14 protein-coding genes and 1 tRNA gene are annotated in these 18,544 nt (G+C 55.1%); 3 read left to right on the top strand and 12 right to left on the bottom strand.

The features are described from left to right. The first annotated feature begins 61 nt into the window (after window positions 1–61). From EBC_RS03665 to EBC_RS03655, 3 genes are all read left to right on the top strand, one after another. Window positions 62–1,786 (top strand): protein-disulfide reductase DsbD, encoded by a 1,725-nt coding sequence (locus EBC_RS03665; RefSeq protein ID WP_013200463.1) that lies wholly within the window; start codon window positions 62–64, stop codon window positions 1,784–1,786. 63 nt (window positions 1,787–1,849) lie between these two features. Continuing rightward, window positions 1,850–2,428 (top strand): division control transcriptional repressor DicD, encoded by a 579-nt coding sequence (dicD, locus tag EBC_RS03660; RefSeq protein WP_013200462.1) that lies wholly within the window; start codon window positions 1,850–1,852, stop codon window positions 2,426–2,428. Between the two features lie 110 nt (window positions 2,429–2,538). After that, a tRNA-Phe gene (locus tag EBC_RS03655) sits at window positions 2,539–2,614 on the top strand. Window positions 2,615–2,831: 217 nt separating this feature from the next. On the opposite strand, the gene EBC_RS03650 is transcribed toward EBC_RS03655, so the two are convergent. The 12 genes from EBC_RS03650 to EBC_RS03600 all read right to left on the bottom strand — a co-directional run bounded on the left by EBC_RS03650 (window position 2,832) and on the right by EBC_RS03600 (window position 18,527). Then, window positions 2,832–4,232 carry a VasL domain-containing protein gene (locus EBC_RS03650; protein WP_013200461.1) on the bottom strand — a complete coding sequence of 467 codons (1,401 nt, stop codon included), beginning with the start codon at window positions 4,230–4,232 and terminating at the stop codon, window positions 2,832–2,834. Further along, window positions 4,225–4,698 (bottom strand): type VI secretion system baseplate subunit TssE, encoded by a 474-nt coding sequence (gene tssE, locus EBC_RS03645; RefSeq protein ID WP_013200460.1) that lies wholly within the window; start codon window positions 4,696–4,698, stop codon window positions 4,225–4,227. Before tssE ends, EBC_RS03650 begins: the two co-directional genes overlap by 8 nt. Next, a complete protein-coding gene (gene tssJ / locus EBC_RS03640; RefSeq protein ID WP_041691871.1) occupies window positions 4,698–5,243 on the bottom strand; it encodes a type VI secretion system lipoprotein TssJ in 546 nt (181 codons plus the stop codon). Before tssJ ends, tssE begins: the two co-directional genes overlap by 1 nt. Then, window positions 5,221–6,306 (bottom strand): type VI secretion system baseplate subunit TssG, encoded by a 1,086-nt coding sequence (tssG, locus tag EBC_RS03635; protein ID WP_041691870.1) that lies wholly within the window; start codon window positions 6,304–6,306, stop codon window positions 5,221–5,223. The genes tssJ and tssG overlap by 23 nt, the downstream gene beginning before the upstream one ends. Then, window positions 6,270–8,024 carry a type VI secretion system baseplate subunit TssF gene (gene tssF / locus EBC_RS03630; protein ID WP_013200457.1) on the bottom strand — a complete coding sequence of 585 codons (1,755 nt, stop codon included), beginning with the start codon at window positions 8,022–8,024 and terminating at the stop codon, window positions 6,270–6,272. The genes tssG and tssF overlap by 37 nt, the downstream gene beginning before the upstream one ends. Before the next feature lie 37 nt (window positions 8,025–8,061). Beyond that, on the bottom strand, window positions 8,062–9,657 hold the full coding sequence (gene tssA, locus EBC_RS03625; RefSeq protein ID WP_013200456.1) for a type VI secretion system protein TssA: 1,596 nt from the start codon (window positions 9,655–9,657) through the stop codon (window positions 8,062–8,064). Further along, window positions 9,657–13,064, bottom strand: coding sequence for an ImcF-related family protein (locus tag EBC_RS03620; protein WP_013200455.1), 3,408 nt, complete (start codon window positions 13,062–13,064; stop codon window positions 9,657–9,659). Before EBC_RS03620 ends, tssA begins: the two co-directional genes overlap by 1 nt. Next, on the bottom strand, window positions 13,061–14,275 hold the full coding sequence (locus EBC_RS03615; protein ID WP_231853676.1) for a hypothetical protein: 1,215 nt from the start codon (window positions 14,273–14,275) through the stop codon (window positions 13,061–13,063). The genes EBC_RS03620 and EBC_RS03615 overlap by 4 nt, the downstream gene beginning before the upstream one ends. After that, window positions 14,205–14,480, bottom strand: coding sequence for a PAAR domain-containing protein (locus tag EBC_RS24960; RefSeq protein WP_071822092.1), 276 nt, complete (start codon window positions 14,478–14,480; stop codon window positions 14,205–14,207). The genes EBC_RS03615 and EBC_RS24960 overlap by 71 nt, the downstream gene beginning before the upstream one ends. A gap of 121 nt (window positions 14,481–14,601) precedes the next feature. Further along, window positions 14,602–15,684 carry a T6SS immunity protein Tli4 family protein gene (locus tag EBC_RS03610; protein WP_013200453.1) on the bottom strand — a complete coding sequence of 361 codons (1,083 nt, stop codon included), beginning with the start codon at window positions 15,682–15,684 and terminating at the stop codon, window positions 14,602–14,604. Between the two features lie 72 nt (window positions 15,685–15,756). Continuing rightward, window positions 15,757–16,860, bottom strand: a complete 1,104-nt coding sequence (locus EBC_RS03605) for a T6SS immunity protein Tli4 family protein (RefSeq protein ID WP_013200452.1) — start codon at window positions 16,858–16,860, stop codon at window positions 15,757–15,759. Then, complete coding sequence (locus EBC_RS03600) at window positions 16,857–18,527, bottom strand: lipase family alpha/beta hydrolase (protein ID WP_013200451.1); 1,671 nt, start codon at window positions 18,525–18,527, stop codon at window positions 16,857–16,859. The genes EBC_RS03605 and EBC_RS03600 overlap by 4 nt, the downstream gene beginning before the upstream one ends. Between the last annotated feature and the right edge of the window lie 17 nt (window positions 18,528–18,544).

Genomic DNA, 18,544 nt, shown 5'->3' with positions numbered 1-18,544 from the left:
TGCCGGACGTGCTTGCGTCCTCTGCCCGACTCAGCCCAACATGGAGAATGTGGTTACCGTTATGTCTAAGCGCATTACAACACTGATTTTTATTCTGTTTACAACGCTGTTCAGCCTGAATGCGGCGGCTTCGCTGTTCGGACAGAACGGCAATCATTTCGGCACGGTTGACCAGGCCTTTGCTTTTGACTTCAATCAGCAAGCCAACACGCTGACCCTGAGCTGGCAGGTTAAACCCGGTTATTACCTCTATCGCCAGCAGATCAAAATCTCGGCTAACGGCGCAAAACTCGCCGATTTTACCCTGCCTGAGGGCACACCTCATGAAGATGAGTTCTACGGTAAAACCGAAATTTACCCCGAAAGCCTGACGCTGCCCTTAATCCTGCAGCAGGCGGATAAAGGGGCGACGGTAAGCGTCACCTATCAGGGCTGCGCCGCCGCGGGATTCTGCTATCCGCCGGAAACACGCAGCGTGCCGCTGGATGAAGTGAAGGCCGGTGATGCCACCCCGGCTTCTCAGGCAGCGGCTTCGACACCTGCACCGGTCAGCGTGCAGACCGCACCGACTGAAAACCTGCCGTTTTCGCCGCTGTGGGCGCTGCTGATCGGTATTGGTGTCGCTTTCACCCCTTGCGTGCTGCCAATGTACCCGCTGATTTCCGGCATTATTCTCGGCGGCAATCGCCAATATTCGGCGGGCCGTTTGTTCGCCCTGGCGATGGTCTACGTGCAGGGAATGGCGCTGACTTACACGGTGATGGGCGTGATCGTGGCCGCCGCTGGCCTGCGTTTTCAGGCGGCACTGCAGGCCCCGGCGATTCTGATTGGCTTGTCGCTGCTGTTTATTCTGCTGGCATTGTCGATGTTTGGCCTGTTCACGCTGCAGCTCCCTTCCTCACTACAAACCCGTCTGGCGCTGTGGAGCAACCGTCAACAAGGCGGATCGCTGACCGGGGTGTTTTTAATGGGGGCACTGGCCGGACTGATTTGCTCTCCGTGCACCACGGCGCCGCTTAGCGCGATCCTGCTGTACATCGCCCAAAGCGGCAATATGCTGGCGGGTGCAGGTACGCTCTATCTTTACGCGCTGGGAATGGGGCTGCCGCTGATTGCCGTGACGGTGTTTGGCAACCGTCTGCTGCCGAAAAGCGGTGCCTGGATGCAAACCATTAAAGAAGGGTTTGGTTTTGTGATCCTTGCCCTGCCGGTATTTCTGCTGGAGCGCGTGATTGGCGATCAGTGGGGATTGCGGTTATGGAGCCTGCTGGGTGTCGCCTTCTTTGGCTGGGCCTTTATCAGTCTGAAGTCGAACAATGGCTGGCTGCGCCTGGGACAAATCGTGATGCTGGCAGCAGCGCTGGTTGCAGCACGTCCGCTGCAGGACTGGGCATTTGCTTCGCCCGGTCAAAATGCGGCTATCGCGCACCTGAACTTCACCCGGATTAGCGATACCGAGCAGCTCTCCCACGCGCTGCAAAACGCGCAGGGGCGTATCACGATGGTCGACCTTTACGCTGACTGGTGTGTGGCCTGCAAAGAGTTCGAAAAATACACCTTCAGTCAGCCTGAAGTCCAAAATGCCTTGGGCCATACCCAACTGCTGCAGGCCGATGTCACGGCCAACAATGCCCAGGATAGCGCGCTGCTGAAACAGCTGCAGGTGCTGGGTTTGCCGACCATTTTGTTCTTCGATGCCAACGGCCATGAGATCCCCCATTCTCGCGTCACCGGCTTTATGGATGCCGCCGCGTTTCAGCAGCATTTGCAGAAACTGGCGCAGTAAACGACACTAAGGCGTGATTTCCCGGTTAAGAACCGCGAAACGGGCATTCAAGAGGAGAGTCACTTGCAACGTGAACAGGTACTCGAGCATGCGCTGAACGTACTCGAGCAAAAAGGCCTGGCGGCCACTACTTCTTTCGCCGATATGGCGCAGGCGGTGGACTGCCAGTTAGAGGATCTGCAACGCTTCTGGCCAGACCGCGAAGCGCTGCTGTATGACGCCCTGCGTTATCACAGCCAACAGATAGATATCTGGCGACGTAAGCTGTTGCTGGATGAGACGCTGAATGCAGAACAAAAGCTGATGGCGCGCTATCAGGTGCTGGAAGATGCGGTAAATAATCACCGTTACCCTGGCTGTTTGTTTATTGCCGCCTGCAGTTTTTATCCGCAGCCGGATCATCCCATCCATCAGGTCGCTGACTTCCAGAAACGCGCCTCCTGGCAGTACACGCACGATTTGTTGTCCGCGCTGGAAACCGACAATCCCACGCTGGTTGCCCATCAGATGGAGTTAATCCTTGAAGGCTGCCTCAGCCGTCTGTTGGTGACGCGGAACGTACAGGAAGTGGTGACGGCCCGCACGCTGGCGGAGGATGTGCTGAGCATTGCGTTGTGTCGTAAGAATGGTGCGCTGGCCTGAGCAAAAACCGCGCCGACTGATTGAAAAGCAATCACTCAGTCGCGCTTTACGGGTTTTTTGTGACAAAGCCGTTGACGCCAGACGGCCTTTACGGTTTAATGCGCCCCGTTGCCCGGATAGCTCAGTCGGTAGAGCAGGGGATTGAAAATCCCCGTGTCCTTGGTTCGATTCCGAGTCCGGGCACCATATTTATAAGGCCTTGCTGAAAAGCGAGGCTTTTTTCGTTTCTGGCGCAGAGTAATACGTCAGATCGTACCCGGATGACCTGAGAAAATGACTGTCAGGGATGCCGTGGTATTTTCCAGAGTGGCTACCTCCCTGATAGCCCTCTGGCACGCGAATAAAACACGCTTCCATCACACCTCGTTGTTAGCCTCTTTTCTCTGTTAGCCTCTTTCCTCCGTTAGCCTCTTTCCCCTCTTGACGCATTCTGCTTAATTTCTGCATAGCTCGCCGTTAGCTGCTTCAGATGCATCTCCAGCTGCGCTTTAGCTGCAGCTGGCAAAGGCTGTCCCGTGGGCGTTTGTGACAATGCCCGTAGCTGCTCCTCAGCCGGTATCGATTGATTAAATGACTGCTGGGTGGCAAACACGGCGGATTTCAGTTCGCTGACCGTCATGTATTTTCCCTTCTGTTCATCCAGCCTGCTCAGCCGCTCACTCAGTTGCGTCAGCTTCGTCATACCCTGATGCCAGCCAGACAGGCTCCCGGCTGACAACGCATTGGCCTTCTGCTGTTGCTGCCACGCCTGCACCAGCGGCCTGGCCTGCTCCGGCCACAGTATCTGCGCCTGTTCAACCAGCTGACGACCGTAATCGATATTCCAGCCCGGCGGTAACTGCGCCAGGCTGGAAAGCTGCCGCTGGGTTTGTGCAATTTGGGGCGGTAACGACGCTTGCTGGCGCAGGCTATCCCGCTGGGCGGGAGAAAGAATCGCGGGCAGCGGGGCCAGCGATGCCGCCAGCTGCGCCTGCAGCGGGTCAGGCCGGTGGAAAGCATGCCATCCCCACAGCGCGGCGCTTCCTGCCGCCAGCATGGTAATCACCCCCAACGCAAACGGCTTCCAGGATTTTGCCGGTGCCGGCAGCGTCGTCAACACGGCCACATTCGGCTGAGGTTCCGGCTGCGCCACATACACCCACTTAACCGCGTTAATGCGGTCATAAATATCTGCCGCCGGACGGCCGGACGGGGCATTAGCCCAGCTTGCCTGGCCGTCTGTTGCCGGTGCGGGCAGTACAACGCCGGGTTGAATCGCAGCGCCCGTGCCAGCGGCGCCATCGCTGTTTTCCAGCCGGACAGCGCTGTTATGCATCTGGCTACGTAATGCATCAAGCTGGCTCAGATGCTTAAGCTCCAGCCGCTGGAGAACGTCCCCCAGACGGGTGAGGTGCTGCTCGGCACGATACAGCTGACTGATGTCGCTGTAGCTCAACGGTAAGGTGCGCATCAGCTGCTGGATACGCTGGCTCAGACCGCTGAGGATCTCCATGCGGGCGTGCACAGGCTGCGGCCAGAGAGCGCCCCACTGATGGCTTATCAATGCCTCCAGGACAGACAATCCTTCATTAAGGCCATACAGTCCGGCCAGCTGCGTGCGGGCGAGCGTGTACCAGGCCGCCGTCTGTAGCTCCACGCCATTTTGCTCAAACAGCGAAAGACACAACTTTTCGGCATAGTGCCAGTTCACATCGGGCCGCGCAGGGTGGGACAGCTTGTTCAGCTCATCACGCAGGGCGGCATAATCCGCCAGCGTACGCGGGTCGTTACCGGTTTTGATTTTACGGGAGGGGGTGTCATTCATGACCTGATATCCATTTCCTGGCATTAGGGTTAATAAACTGCTGCTGTTTCAAATGGCGGATCAGCACTTTGCCTTCCGGCATAAAGTCGGTGCCATAGCGCACCAGGCCGATACCTTTGAGTTCGGCATCAATGGTGTAACGCAGTTCGCCGGGGAGTGTTTGCGGTAGCATGTCCACCCGGATGCTGCTGAGGCGCGGCTCGTAGCGCAACAGCACGCCGGACAATGTGGTCATCAGCTGGTGCGCGGTACCGGGTAACCCCTGCAGGATGGTGGTCATATCCGGCAGACCGTAATCGGGCAGATGCGCCAGCGTGCCGGCGCGACAGTTGAGAATGCGCTGCATATTGTCGAGCACCGAGAGGATCACCTGGTTCTCCTCGCTGACGTTATGCAGCTCCAGCCCGCCGCTGAAATTGCCGTACAGCATTTCATACAGCGAGGGGGCGTTATGGGATTGTGGCATTACTTATCCTTGAGCGGTTGCAGGATCAGGCTATTGTCGGCCGCTTCCAGCACCCGGGGTTGGTCAGGGTTCAGTGCTTCGCGCTGTAGCACCTGCTGCCAGCTTTTTTTGGCCAGGTCCGGCTGACGAAATAGCGCCACTACGGCAACAAACTGCGCTTCTTGCTCCATTGGCATATTGAGGTTAACTGCACCGCCGGGAGTCAGCACCACGTCACGGCTTGCAAGCAAATCAGCACCCAAGAGCTGATCTCCGTCGGTGGCCAGCTGTTGATAGACCAGCCTGTCAAAGGTCTTGCTATCTTTCAGCTGATAAATACGGATGACTAAAGACTGCGGACTGGAATGGTTTTCTCGCGCGTCGGTATTCAGCCCCTCACGCGCAGTAAAGTCTAGGTGCAGCACCTTAATTTTTTTATAGAAAATAGACGATACCGCAGAGCGGGTACCGTCAGAAACGGTCTGCGTCAGCCCGCAGCCGGTCAGGCTAATGGCAAGCAATGGCAGCAGCCAGCACACAGGTTTAGTCAAACTGGTAATTAACACGCTTATTTCCTTTTACATGTGTGGTCGGTTGCAGGCCGTAATAGCTGCCAAGCTCGGTGGTAAATGTCTGCGGGATGTCAGTGGGGATTTCTTTCCCCTCCACGCCCAGTACCCCGCTCATGCCCAGCCAGAACGGGGCTTCTCCAAGAGGCACAACGGGCAGCAGAGCTGTACTGACGGTCAGACGAATTTTCGCTTTAAAACGCCAGCCGAGATAAACGCGCAGCATCACCAGAAAATCCAGATACAGCTGACCGTCCGGCTTCCAGCCCTGTGCTTCACGCTCGCAGTCGGTCATTAATTCAATCAGCAGCTGGCTGCTGGTATCCATCACTTCATCACCCAGCGGGGTGTTGCCATCCAGCAAAAAATCCTGCTCGCCGTAGAAGCCGAGCGGCTGATTGATTTCAATCGGGCGCAGGCAATATGGGCTGACCCGCGCCCGCGTTTCTGGCGCCAGCAGGCGTACCATTGCCTGCACGCCCTGCTGGGTTTTTGCAGGCTGGCGCAGCACGCCGAGCAGCGCCAGAAAGCGCGAAACCGGAGTGGCGATATGGCTGGCAGTGCCGGGAATTCCCAGCCCTATCAGCCCGAGCAGCGACTGGGAGATGCTGTCCGTTCCGCCGCTTTCGAAGGTGGCCGGATAGGAGTATTTACACCAGATGCGGTAGAACTGCGTCAGGATGCGATGGCTGAAGATATCGAGAAAATCCTGCAGCTCCTCGTGTCCCTCCCGCCGCTGGCTGATGTCGTCGAGATAGGCGGTCGGTAGCGGAGAATCCACTCCGTAGACGCCCATAAAGGTGGTACGCACTTTTGGTGCCAACGTGACATCGTCTTCACTGTACTCCACGCTTTTCAGCTCGCCGGCAGGAAAACCCATACCCGGCCACGGGCTGAAGCGCACAGTGTCATCTCGCAGGTGGCTAGTACTGCCGAGCGGGGGTTTATCCGGGTGCTGTTTTTCCAGCAGCTGGCAGAAGCGGTAAAAGTTCATCCGCGTCAGGTCCGCTTCCATGCGCGGACTTAGCCGGGAATGCGGCGGTTGTGTTTCTCTTGCCATTCCAGGCGCTCTCCGGTGGGTTGCAGAATGATAACCAGGCGGTTAAACAGATAGATGTCGGTGTACAGGGCGAAAAAATGGCTGAGCATCTCGCCGAACAGGCAGATATCCCCGTGCCCGGCAAAGCCGTGACTGTCGAGCGTCACCTCAATCTGCACGCCGCGCAGCAGGTAGCCCTGCTCAAAGCGCTCGATTTCGCTGTGGCTAACGTCGACTATCGCTTCCAGGCGGCGGCGGTTCATCTCGCTGCCGGTCCACTCGTACAGGGCCAGCGTACCGCGCAGCACTTCGGCATTGTCCATCATCGACAGGAAGTTGCTGCCAAGATGGCTCAGCACCCGCCAGTGGAAGCGGTCACGGTCCGGCGGATAACAGGGCAGCGTCGGCGCACAAAGGTTTCGCACCCCCACGCTAGCAGAGTTGGTTATTATCGCGGTATCCAGCACCGTGCTCTGCAGTGCACGACGCGGCAACTGGCCATTGGTACCGGTCAGCGTCAGCGACAGGCTTTCTTCATTTGGCACGCTATGGTTATCAAAGGCTTCCCCGCCGAGAATCAGCCAGGTGTTATGCAGCCCTGATGCGCCGCGCCGCACGCGGGAATGGTAGTAATATTCCGGCGCTTCGTGGCGCATCATTCCGCCTTTATGTCGGAAGCTGGAGAACGGTACATAGATGTGATTGCCGGAAGACATCACCGAGTCAACGGAATAAATTTCCGTATGACCATCCTGCACGCGCATCGGGCGCAGCAGGTATTCGGTCTGCAGCGAGTTTAGCGTCAGCGGATCGGACTCCAGTGGAAAGAGGTTGATCACCGGCGCGCAGTGCAACCGCAGATGTTTCTCACTGAAGGTAAAGTCATGTTCCCAGCGCTGCCCCAACACCACGTCGATTTCGAACCACGGCAGATCCGCAGGCAGCGCAACATTCTCCAGGCCGCGCAGGCCGGTGAACATAAACTTCTCGCGAAAGGCAAAGTACTCCAGCAGCAGCTGGTAACCACTGAAGCTGCTATTGCTCTTTGGCCACAGTCCGTCGTCTTCACCAAATCCCAACGCGGTAAAGCGCGCATCCAGCGGACGGCGATCCGGGTCGCCAGGCAGGCGCAGCCAAATGCCTGCATTGTTTAAGGTAAAAGCTTCGTGCATGGCACAGGCCAGCGGCGCGTCGGCATCGAAGTAGAATGGGATCAGGCTGAGATCCACACGGCTCCAGTCGGCCAGGCTGCTGCAGGCAAAGCGCAGGCATACTACCGAGCAGCCGTCCGGGTCGGTTGAGAGCGAAACCCGCTCCAGCGCCAGCGGCATCAGGCTGATTTCCTGGGTCGTTGTATAACGGCAACGTGTCGACTTCTCACCTATCGGCCGGGAAAGGACTTCTGCTCCCTTCGCAATCCGTATTTTCTCTTTCATTTCACGCCAGTCAGGGCTGAACTCCACCACCGACATCGACGGGATGGTGCGCAGATAGTGCGGCCACAGCAGCGTGACCAGCCCTTCCGTCAGCTCAGGCAGGTCGTCGTCGAGCTTTTCGCGCAGGCGCCCCATCATAAAGGCAAAGCCCTCGAAGAGGCGTTCAACGTAGGGGTCGCGCGCACCTGATTTATCCAGGTTCAGCAGTGCCGCCCGATCCGGATGGGCACGGGCAAACTCTTCACCGGCTTCGAGCAAGTAGCGCATTTCAGCGTCGTAATAACGCAGGGTTAAGTCGTCCATAATAAAACCTGAATAAGGGGTGTACTGGAGGGGGAGATCAAACGCAAAGTACTGCCGCACGTACCGGGTCGAGGCTGATTAATCCGCTTAGCAGCAGGTCCATCTCAGGCTGAATGCGGGTTTTATCCGTTTCGCTGCGCGAGGCTTTAATGCGCAGCAGCTTCAGACGCCGCGCCCGCACCTCAAACAGCAACCCCGGGGACCAGTGTTGCAGCGTCAGGGTTTGTGCACCGCTGTCCAGTTCGCCAAGCAGGTGGAATGCCAGTTCATGGCGGGCGTATTGCTCGGCCACGCGCGCCATCAGCAGGCGCATCAGCCAGCGGTCGCGCACGGAAGTCATACCCGGGCGCGACTGCAGCCAGCCAAACGCGGCTTCAATGCCATCGCTGTCCGCCAGCGCCAGCAACTCAGGCTCAAGCAGCAGCACCTCTTCATCACTTTGCGATTCAGGAGTCAGCGCGTCAGAACCCCAATCGCCCGGGTCATCCATCACCTGCTGGCCTATCCAGTTCTGCGTAACTTCATCGGCAAACGGCGTGCCGTCGTTGAACGCCAGTGCCTCCAGTCCAGGCAGCCGCGAAAGCAGTCCCTTAACTCCGCGACAGAGGATATCGGCACGCACGCTATCGGCATCCAGTTTCGCCAACGCCTGCCAGCTGTACCACTGCAAATCCAGCCACAGATGGTTGACGCCCTGGGCATACAGGCTGTCGGCCTGCTCCAGCAGTTCCATCCAGCTCTGCTGCAGATACAAACGCTTGAGTTGGGCACGGTGGTCCGGCTTCGGCGGCGCGAGTCGGGTACGACCGCTGGCATCAAGCGGCGGCAACTCTGTCACGGTGTCCCAGCGAATACTTTTCATCAGGTGGTGTCCTGCCAGCCAGCCGCCAGGCCGATCGCGAAGGTAGCCCGCCAGCATTTTCGCCTGGTCGAGCAGATCGCGCCCGGATGTCACGGCCGTCATCGCCGGGGCCGCCGCTGACGGCACAGCAGTAGATAAGGACTCATCACGACTGGTCTGCGGCACCATGCTGCTTGCCCCGCCGCTCTGCGCCAGCCGGGTTTCCAGCGCCAGGCACAGCCCGGTAAGCTGCGGGCGGTGCGCTTCGGCAAACGACTGCATCGCCTGATCCGCCATCAGCAGTGCGCCGGTGATGCGCTGCATGGCCGCCATATCCACCTCCGGGTAGAGCGAGAGGCTGTCGAGCACGCGCCCGCTACCGAGCCACTCCAGCGCGGATTTGCGGCTGCGTTCACGCTGCGGGTGCAGCTGCACACCGAAGCGCTGTAATATGGCGGCCAGCAGTTCCAACCCTTCCGCCAGCCCGACCTCGCCATCCTGATGTAATCGCGCCCAGATGTAGAAGGTCACTACGCGCAGGTCCTTGCTGACCGTGGTCAGTAGCTTTTCGGCCAACTGGCAGATGAGCGAGGTATCAATGCCGGAGAGCTTGTTCACCTCTTCGCGAATGCGTTGGAAATCATCGTCATAACCGGGTTCATCTCCCATCGGTTGCGCGTCACTCAGCGGTAGCAACCATGCGCTCCAGTTATCAGCCCGCGCCTGTGCCAGAGGAATTAGCGTGCCTTCATCTGCCCGGCAGGCGATGACTAAATTTTGCAGGGTGGTCATTAGGATTCTCCTTCCATGGCGGGTAGCTCATCACTTCCCGGCTGCGCCTGTGCGGCCATTTCGGCATCGACGCTGAAAATCTCTGCCGGCAGCGCGAAGTTACGCAGCTGCAGCAGCTGTAACGGTCCGCTGCCCAGCTGTGAGCGCAGTGCCCACTGCAGGACGCTACCGTCAGGGGCAGTAAAGATCATCATCCACTGGCTGCGGTCAAGCTGGTGACGCTTACCCTGCTCCAGCCAGCGGATCAATCCCCATGTGCCGCTATAGTCGCCAAACAGTCTGGCGCCGGCACTGTTGGTGCTCCATGTCAGCAGGGTACCCGGCTTAAAGGTGTCCCCCGGCCAGCGGAAGGTCTGCCATTCAGCCATCTGATTGAAGTACTTCTGCTGCTGGCCATCGATAGTGAGCTGAGTCTGAACCACCCCCGGCGTCGGCCTTGCCTGCAGCTCAAAACTGATGCCCTGACTGCCGTCGGTGAACAGCACGTCTGACAGCTGGCTCAGCTGATTGAGCGCTTTAATAAACGCCGGGTTAAAGGTCAGGCTCTGGCTGTTAGTGCGGTCCGGCACCCACTGGCTGCCCTCTTTGTGCAACACACCGCTCAGCTCGCTGTTAAGAAAGCGCTCAATGCGCCCGCTATCCTTGCGCAGGAACTCGGCCAGCATCGGCAGCGAGGCGTCGTTATTGCTGGCGGCAAACGGGTAGCGCCCATCAAACGCGCTGCGCCACAACGCCACCACCGAGCGTGACCATTTATCATTAAGGCTGGCGGCGGAGGGTTGCAACACCGTTTCCCATGCCTGGGTCAGTGGCTGAACAAACATCGTCTGTCCAAAGCCACTCCACTCCTCGCCGAGGCTGGCGGCAATCAGGCTGCCATATTGCCGCGTATCGGTCAGGTCAATGCTTTTGCCCTGGAACACGGTTTGTGCCAGTGTCTGCATCATCTCCTGCGGGTCAGAGCTGCCCGCCACCTGCTGCAGTCGCAGGCGCACGCGGGTAATGCGCGTCAGGTAAGTTTGCAGGCTCGGACTGTCGTCACCGGCCAGCGCGTTGGCGGCGCTATTCCTCCCCATCAGCGTCAACAGCGGACCGAAGGTCTCGTCAAGCGGGCCCTGCGGACCGGCTGCGCCCTGGTCAATGACCGGCTTTTGGCTACTGCCGACCAGCTCCTTCGCCGATTTGATTAACGAGTCTGACAGCGCCTCGCTTTTCTGCCCGGCCTGCCCCTGCCATGCCAGCGTGTTCATCAGTGCAATCAACGGCGACTGACGTACATCGCTCATCAGCGTCAGCTGATCGGTGACGTCAGCAATATTGGCAGCCGGGTTCAGGTGCAGGCCGTTAAGGAAGCTGAGCCAGCTGCCGGCAAAGTCGGTGAAGTAGCGCTGCGTAAGGCGCTCTTTCAGCCTTTCCGGCGTGAGGTCAGCGGACAGGCTACGACGATTGTCGCTCAGCACCCAGTCAATCTCATCGCGCCGTGATTTGGCCGCGGTCTCAATCGCCTGCTGCACGCCGCCTTCCCATGCCTGGCGAGTGAACATGCCTGGCACTGTTGCATTGGTGGTGAACAGTCGGCGCGCATCGGTGCCGCTGGTCATATCCTCCAGGGAGACGTCGGCAAAGTTGCGGCGCACCGATTTCAGCATGTTCTGATACAGCGTGCTTTCGGCATTACGTCGGCCAATCTGCTGCAGCAGAACCTCGCGGCTTTGGCTGACTAACGAGGCATCCGGGATAATTTTCCACTGCGGCTGGTGCGGCAGCTCCGTGATGTAAAACGCCCACAGGTCCGGCGCCAGGCTCACCCACAGGCCGGGCGAGATGCCGTCCCGGGTCGGTTGCACCGTCTTCATCACCTGCGCGTAATACGCGCCGTCTGCCTTATCCGGGCGCGCCATCATCAGCCATGCCTTGAGCTGGTCATATCCCGGTTTAGCGCGTTCGGCGCGCAGCGGGCTGTTTGGCGGCAGCTCTGCCAGCGCGTTCAGCCGCTGCTGCAACGCGGCGCTGGCCGGGTCGCGTATCAGGCGGTTATTCGCCACGCCGTACCACGGCATCATCGCTTCAAGCAGCGGCGTATTATGGTCGAGGCCAAAGCGTTGATACCAGGGCGTGCCGTCCTGATGATGGTACTTAAGTAGCCCGGCATCGTTGCGCAGTGCGTGCAGGTCGGTGAGCTGCCGATCGGAAATCGTCGGAGTCTGCACCAGCATTTGGGCCTTCTCCGCCATGCTGACAATCTGCTGACGGTTGAGCGCAAATGAGAGCAGCAGACCCGCGCCCCACAGTCCAATAAACGCCATCAGCGCCCAGGCCAGCACCCGCTGCCAGGGCATGCCGATGCGATGCCCGGAAATATGCCGGCTGGCATTCACGATGCCGTCCCAACTGTTGGAGAGAGTCACCGCATGGTCATGGCTGGCCGAAACCCGCGCGTCGGACGGCAGGCTGAACATCAGCCCGCGCAGCGGAATAGGCGGTTGCAGGGTCAGCCAGCGTGTCAGGCGCTGCTGCCACTGCAGGCTTTCCCCCTGCGCCAGCTCGCTGCCCAGCCGAAGCAGAAAGTCATGTTCGCGATGCAGCGCAATCTGCGCCATGCCCTGCTCACGCAGCTGCGGGGCCAAACTGTCGAGCTGCTCACTGACCTCTTCCGATCGCACGCGCGCGGAAAACAGGACGCCAACCGTCTGTTCTTCGCGCCCCTGCTGGGACCAGTCGCTACCATGCAGCTGCCACAGCCAGACCGGCGGCTGCCAGCGAAGCGCCTGCGAAATATTCTCCAGGCTGCGCAGACCGTAATCCTGCATCTGCGGGGTCATCAGCTGGCCGTGTGCCAGTACCCAGACAATACCGTCGAGCGGCCGGCTACGTCGCAGCCTGCTCAGCGTGCCGAGCTTGTCGGCGTCCGGTTCTGAGCTGAGGCTACCGCCGTCAATCAGAACGGTGCGCTGCCCTTCCAACCACTGCTGCTCCCGCAGCCCGGGGATCAGCGCTTCACGCGCGGCATCATCGCCGACGACCAGCAACAGGCGTACCTTGTAGCGCCAGAACAGGTGATAGCGGTTGCGGAGGTAAATTTTAAGACGGATCAAACTTTGCCCAACAACTGCGGTGTTAGCAGATGTTGATTTATTTGCCTTACTCGCCGTATATGGTTTGTAAATTGCCTGATTTTTTCTTTGTTGCCAACGCCACCACAGCGGTGAGCCAATCAGACCAAAAAGCAAGACGGCAAATATGGCTCCCCATATGGCCCAGACCGTATGACGCGTTGCTCCTGCACTCTCCAATGCATCCTGATTGATATACAGCAGTAATGCACTTATCCCTGCCAATCCAATAATCAGGAGAAAATATCCCCAAGAGCCATATCGTGCGGCAGGCTGTATTGTATGTTCCTTCATAGATAAAGCTCCCGGGTAATCAGACAAAGTGCCCCAGTTTGATGTGGTGTTTGATAGATAAATAGTTGGTCTTTATCTTTTTTATTCGCGACTTCAACCATCATTGCTATGCCAAGGGGCAAAGCCATTTCTCCCGGCGGTCCAAATGAAAAATCAACAGAGCGTAATGGCTGGCTATTTGGTAATAACCATTGAGTATCTGTTGCGTATTGCATGATTTCTGCGGTTGTTTTTTCTGTATTACCAGAAAGCCAGATATATTCAAGATCCTGTTTACCCGCTTGGCTATATTCGAAAAACATATCCAAATCTTTTTTGAAGCTCCCAGCCTCCAGCGGCATTATACGATTCAACCCAGCAATAACCGGTATAGAATGTTGCCGGGCATACTTGGGCATGGCCATAAGCTGGGCAGATATGAATTCACTGACTTCGCCGGCAGCAAGTGCAGACCAGTTTTGAAAGCAAATAATTAAAACCAGTCCATCGCTATCATGTGAATCGAATAGAGAGTGTAGGGGCTGGGTAGGATCAATGATGTCAGGGACTAAATCCCATTGTTGGAAAATGGCCTTATTACTCTTCTTATCATATCGCCCTGAAGCCTGTAATACATAAATAGCGTGCATTAAATTACGATAGCGAGGATATTGCTGCTCAAGATTAAGGTCTATCTTTCTCATTAATGAGGCATAGATGCATGGCGAATTAAATAACGGTCGTGCTTTTTCAGGGTATGCAGGAACATCTTCGAATTCGCCCAATAGCGACTCCATCCCATTTTCTTCAGGAGAAAATAAAACATTTCCTACTACCGCAAGCTGCCGACGGCTCCACTGCTGCCATTCAGCTTTAGTCCGTTCTCTCTCGGCTTCCCAACTTATTCTGGCATTTGAAGATTGTTCATAGCGATTAAACACTACGCCAAATATACATAGCCACAGTAAAAAAGCAGAAAGTACACCACTGAGCAAAATGGCATCATAATTCGTGGTTTTAAATACCCACATACTGGTTATAAACCCAAACGTTTGTATAACTAGCAACACAACTATCCACAGCCAAATTTTTGGCTTGGGAAAGGAATATTTCTCTGGAATATCAGGTATAGGCCAGGCCATATTATAAATTATTCCATTTTTATTTTGAATAAGAGTCTTGTATAGAAGGTATAAATCGTGCGCGGCACGGACAAGAACTAAAGCTTTCAAGTGAACCGGCTAGCATCACCCCCTCATCAAACATGTCCCCCACACCCGCTAATATTTTAAATGTACCGGTAAATCGACCGCATGAAACCATGTCCCCAGCTCTGGCAGTAGGTTTACCCCCCCATAAAAAACGGGGGGCACCCGTTAAAATTTTTCCGCCACAGGTGGTGCTATCACCAACTATTAGAAAATATCCTACGCTCATTGTATTTCCTTACTTAATGAGTATTAATTACACAGCATGGTTCTGGGTTGATAATCACCACTGCAGATCATCATCCTATATGCGTGGAAACGTACACTGAGAACTATAAAGATTGAATCAACTATTTGTAGCGTAAGGAATTTACCAGCCGGTCCCAGATTTCAACCATTTGTGCTTCGCTGTAACGTGTTTTCAAGCTCTCGTTGCCTATCCCCATGGTTAGCCATGGTTTGTCAGGTATGGCATCGGCTTCATGCGCATATAGATCGAAATCATAAGTCGGGAACATTACATTTTCCCTCGCCTCAGAGTTGGTGATGGTTTGCGTTCCGCCAGACAACCATGCCTGTGAGGAAATACCGTCTGGTGAGAGTTTGTATTTTTTTATTGTGTGTTGGTTGACTGAACGAAGGAATTTATCAATTTCATCACTGCGATTGAAGAGAGTATAATTTGAACCTGTATAAGTATTATTTGTATATACACCAAAAACAAACTCATCAGTTATGAAGCTAAATGTTACTTTTTCTTTGTGTGGCATTCCATCATCCCGGATAAATCCGTTCGGAATGCACACACCTTTTTCTTTTGGGATTTCTTCATCCTGTCTGCCACTCAAACGCGAGATCAACGATTGCAGTGCGGCGAGCTTGGCTGGTTTGGTGTTTGTCTGTTCTTCTGTAGTAGTTTTAAGATACTCAGATTTTCTACCCCTGTATTTTGGCGCCGAAAAATCACGAATGTTTGTCGTAATAATAAATGCCACCTTATTCACATAGACATGAGCTTCCAATCTTCGGTACAAATCATCAGAACCGGGTCTGTTACTATCAAATATTACCCCCTTACCTTCAGGAAGCAGGATCCTTTCTTTTATAAAAGGGGCATTTTTCGGATCGTTTCCGGGTTTATTAATTGTTTCACGTAACTCCTGCTCCCTGAGCTTTATCCGCTGCTGAAACGCAGGCGGATACATCCATTTACTGCTGATTTTAAAATCATCAATAAAGATCATATCGCGCAACTGATTGTTAAACGACTGCGGGACGTCAATTACATAGCGCCCGATGCACTGCGGTTTAGTCTCTGCAAACAGAGTATTGATCACGGCACTCTTCTTCATCGGTGACGTGACGGCTATAGCCGGGAAAATAAACATGATGCAGGCCAGCGATAGCGCTACTCTGTAATAGAGAATTTTCATGATAAGCATCCTTGCACTGCTTTTAACAGTGGCTCCCAGGCAAAACCGGAGAGCCATAAGTAACTCAAGTGGTTATCTGAAGCGCAGTGAATTGACCAGTCGATCCCAGACTTCAATCATCTGTGCTTCGCTGTACCGCGTTTTAAGGTACTCGCTGCTGAGGCCAATATTAAGGTTAGGTTTTTCGGGCGTGGCGTCCCGTTCATTAGCATACAGATCAAAGTCGTAGAAGGTGATTTTATCATCCTCTTTCGTCTGCTCATTTCTGAGGGTTTGTTTACCACCAAACAACCACATTTCAGTTGGGATACTATTAATGGTTCGCGCTTCTTTTTTAATGCTGTACTCATTGGAGGTTTTCAGCGCTTCGTTTATTTGCGCACTGCGATTAAACAGGGTGTCATCTGACCCCTGTATCGTATTGTCCATTTCAGCGCCAAAGTTGAAATCCTCATTCCCATAATGGAAAGTAACTCGCTCAGTATGCGGAGCGCCATCATCCCGGATAAATCCGTTCGGAATACACACACCTTTTTCCTCCGGGATTACTTCATCCTGTCTGCCACTCAAGCGCGAGATCAACGATTGCAGTGCGGCGAGCTTGGCTGGTTTGGTGTTTGCATCAGCTTCAGTAAAGCCCCTGGCTAAATAACCGGCTTTCTTTTCCTTATTTTTTTCACCAGAGAAATCCCGAAACTCCGCGGTGATCACAAAGGCCACGTTATTTACATAGACATGGGCCTCAAGCTGTCGATAAATATCAGGGGTATCTGATTCATTATGATCGAAAATAACACCTTTCCCTTCTGGAAGCAGAATTTTTTCCTTTATATACGGAGCGTCTTCCGGTTCATTTTCGGGCCTATTAATCGCTTCCCGTAACTCCTGCTCCCTGAGCTTTATCCGCTGATGAAAGGCGGGTGGGTAAATCCATTTGCTGCTGATTTTAAAATCATCGATGAAGATCATATCGCGCAGCTGATTATCAAATGATACAGGGACATCAATCACATAGCGCCCGATGCACTGCGGTTTAGTTTTTGCAAACAGGGTATTGATCACGGCACTCTCCTTCTGCGTGACGGGTGGCATTGTGGCGGCGGCCATGGCCGGGCTAGCAAAAAGCATACTGGTGGCAACCAGCAAAAACAGGGTTAGTTTGTGGAATGATTTCATGGGACCGGGACCTCCTGAACCATTTTAACAATCGCCCGCAGGGTAAATTTCAGGGCTGGTTTGTTTGGAATATCGTTCAGGCTGTTTACGTTATAGGCGCCCTGATGGTCAACATTGGTTGCCAGCACGCTTTTGATGCTGCGGCTTTGGCGTATGGCGTTGAGGGATTCCACCGGGACCGTTCCATCACCCGGCGTATTGGACGAGCCGAGACGGTAGACTTGAGCGCCGTGAGGCGGTAGAGGGACTTCCCGGTAGTTATTGGGCAGTTTTAAGTCATTATCACCTGTTTTTTTCAGATAAACCTGGGTGATTCTGTTCCAGCTGAGCGTACCGTCAGAGCCTATTTTATGACCATAAAACGCATAAGTATTGGGATGATATTTATTGTCTAATTTTTCAATAAATCGCTGTACCGCTTTACTAATAAGATCGCTGTATGCATTCCAGTTGCGTTTAATTTCCGCAGCATCCTTATCGATGATGTCGGCCTCATACAGGCGGCACCACAGGGTTTCATTCAGGTAGATCTCACTGAACGGATCCCGCCTTTTGGGTAGTTTTATATCTGTACCATCTTCGTTGCCTCCTTCCACCGTCAGCCAGGGCGCCCCACCGAGATATTTGGCGGAGGGCAACAGCTGCAGAGGTGCCGGGGCGCGGGCCAGTACCGGCATCAGCTCCTGCGCCGTATTGCCCAGCACGGCACCCGCCATTCCCTCCTGTTTTGCCCCGACCTTCATGCGGCGATATGCCGCGGGGGAACCGATGTCCGGAATAACGCCGTGCACTATCCCCAGGATTTTATCCTGCGCCCCTGAAATCTGCGACGCATAGCGCGCCACCAGCCCCCCCATGGAGTGGGTGACGATAATAACTTTCTCCTGCCCGGCGGGAAACGCCATGCCGTGACAGTGCTGGTGAGTATAGAGGTCAATCACCTCTTCAATGTAATCTACCAGGCCTTCGGCCGAGGTTTTATTATCCTGCAGCCAGTTGTAGCCATAGACGTGCAGCGGAAACAGAAAATTCCTGAAGTGGTCAAGCTCCTGCTGCGTCATCACCGATTCATCGGCGATTTTCGTCGCTTTATCTTCCGACAGGCGCGCCCCAACCAGCTGGCTTAAGATCCCACCCTTTCCCCCGACGCGCGCTGCGTAATTCACCATGTCCCGCTGCCAGTCATCCAGCAATGCGCCCTGAAAGACGCTTAAAAACTTTCCATAGCTGAAGGATAAGACCCCGCCCCAGCCGCGCTCCCGCCGGGTTGGAAACAGGTTTCCGTCATCAGAAAATGGAGAATAGATGTTTTGATTAATATCGCCACGGTTATCCACCTTTGTGGTATCCGGGCTTAACAGCTTTCTTCTGCGGTTACCATCTTGTCCTGCCCACTTGAAATATACGCCAACCTCACTGTCGCCACGCCAGATAGGTTGTTCTCTTTTTGAAGAACCATCTGACATCAAATTAGTCCCCATCACCCCGGGGAGAAAAATAACCGGAATAACCCTGATGGGTGGCTGCAGCAACACCACCTGAGCGTCCAGTGATTTCTTCTGGTTTTGAATCCCCTTCCATTTAACCAGACCGTTATGCTCCCACTCAGGCAATATGCAGGTTGATGGCTGACCGTCACCGGCACCCGCAGTTTTTTCTTCCGCCATTCGTTCCGTCCTTTTCG

The organism is Erwinia billingiae Eb661 (genome assembly GCF_000196615.1).
GTDB classification, from domain to species: domain Bacteria; phylum Pseudomonadota; class Gammaproteobacteria; order Enterobacterales; family Enterobacteriaceae; genus Erwinia; species Erwinia billingiae.
The sequence above is the reverse complement of the archived record's forward strand: the minus strand, read 5'-3'. Positions and strand labels throughout refer to the sequence as shown.

Coding starts and splice junctions, on each gene's coding strand:
- EBC_RS03665 (WP_013200463.1), top strand. CDS start 62: ATGTCTAAGCGCATTACAACACTGATTTTTATTCTGTTTACAACGCTG.
- EBC_RS03650 (WP_013200461.1), bottom strand. CDS start 4,232: ATGAATGACACCCCCTCCCGTAAAATCAAAACCGGTAACGACCCGCGT.
- tssE (WP_013200460.1), bottom strand. CDS start 4,698: ATGCCACAATCCCATAACGCCCCCTCGCTGTATGAAATGCTGTACGGC.
- tssG (WP_041691870.1), bottom strand. CDS start 6,306: ATGGCAAGAGAAACACAACCGCCGCATTCCCGGCTAAGTCCGCGCATG.
- tssF (WP_013200457.1), bottom strand. CDS start 8,024: ATGGACGACTTAACCCTGCGTTATTACGACGCTGAAATGCGCTACTTG.
- tssA (WP_013200456.1), bottom strand. CDS start 9,657: ATGACCACCCTGCAAAATTTAGTCATCGCCTGCCGGGCAGATGAAGGC.
- EBC_RS03620 (WP_013200455.1), bottom strand. CDS start 13,064: ATGAAGGAACATACAATACAGCCTGCCGCACGATATGGCTCTTGGGGA.
- EBC_RS24960 (WP_071822092.1), bottom strand. CDS start 14,480: ATGAGCGTAGGATATTTTCTAATAGTTGGTGATAGCACCACCTGTGGC.
- EBC_RS03610 (WP_013200453.1), bottom strand. CDS start 15,684: ATGAAAATTCTCTATTACAGAGTAGCGCTATCGCTGGCCTGCATCATG.
- EBC_RS03605 (WP_013200452.1), bottom strand. CDS start 16,860: ATGAAATCATTCCACAAACTAACCCTGTTTTTGCTGGTTGCCACCAGT.
- EBC_RS03600 (WP_013200451.1), bottom strand. CDS start 18,527: ATGGCGGAAGAAAAAACTGCGGGTGCCGGTGACGGTCAGCCATCAACC.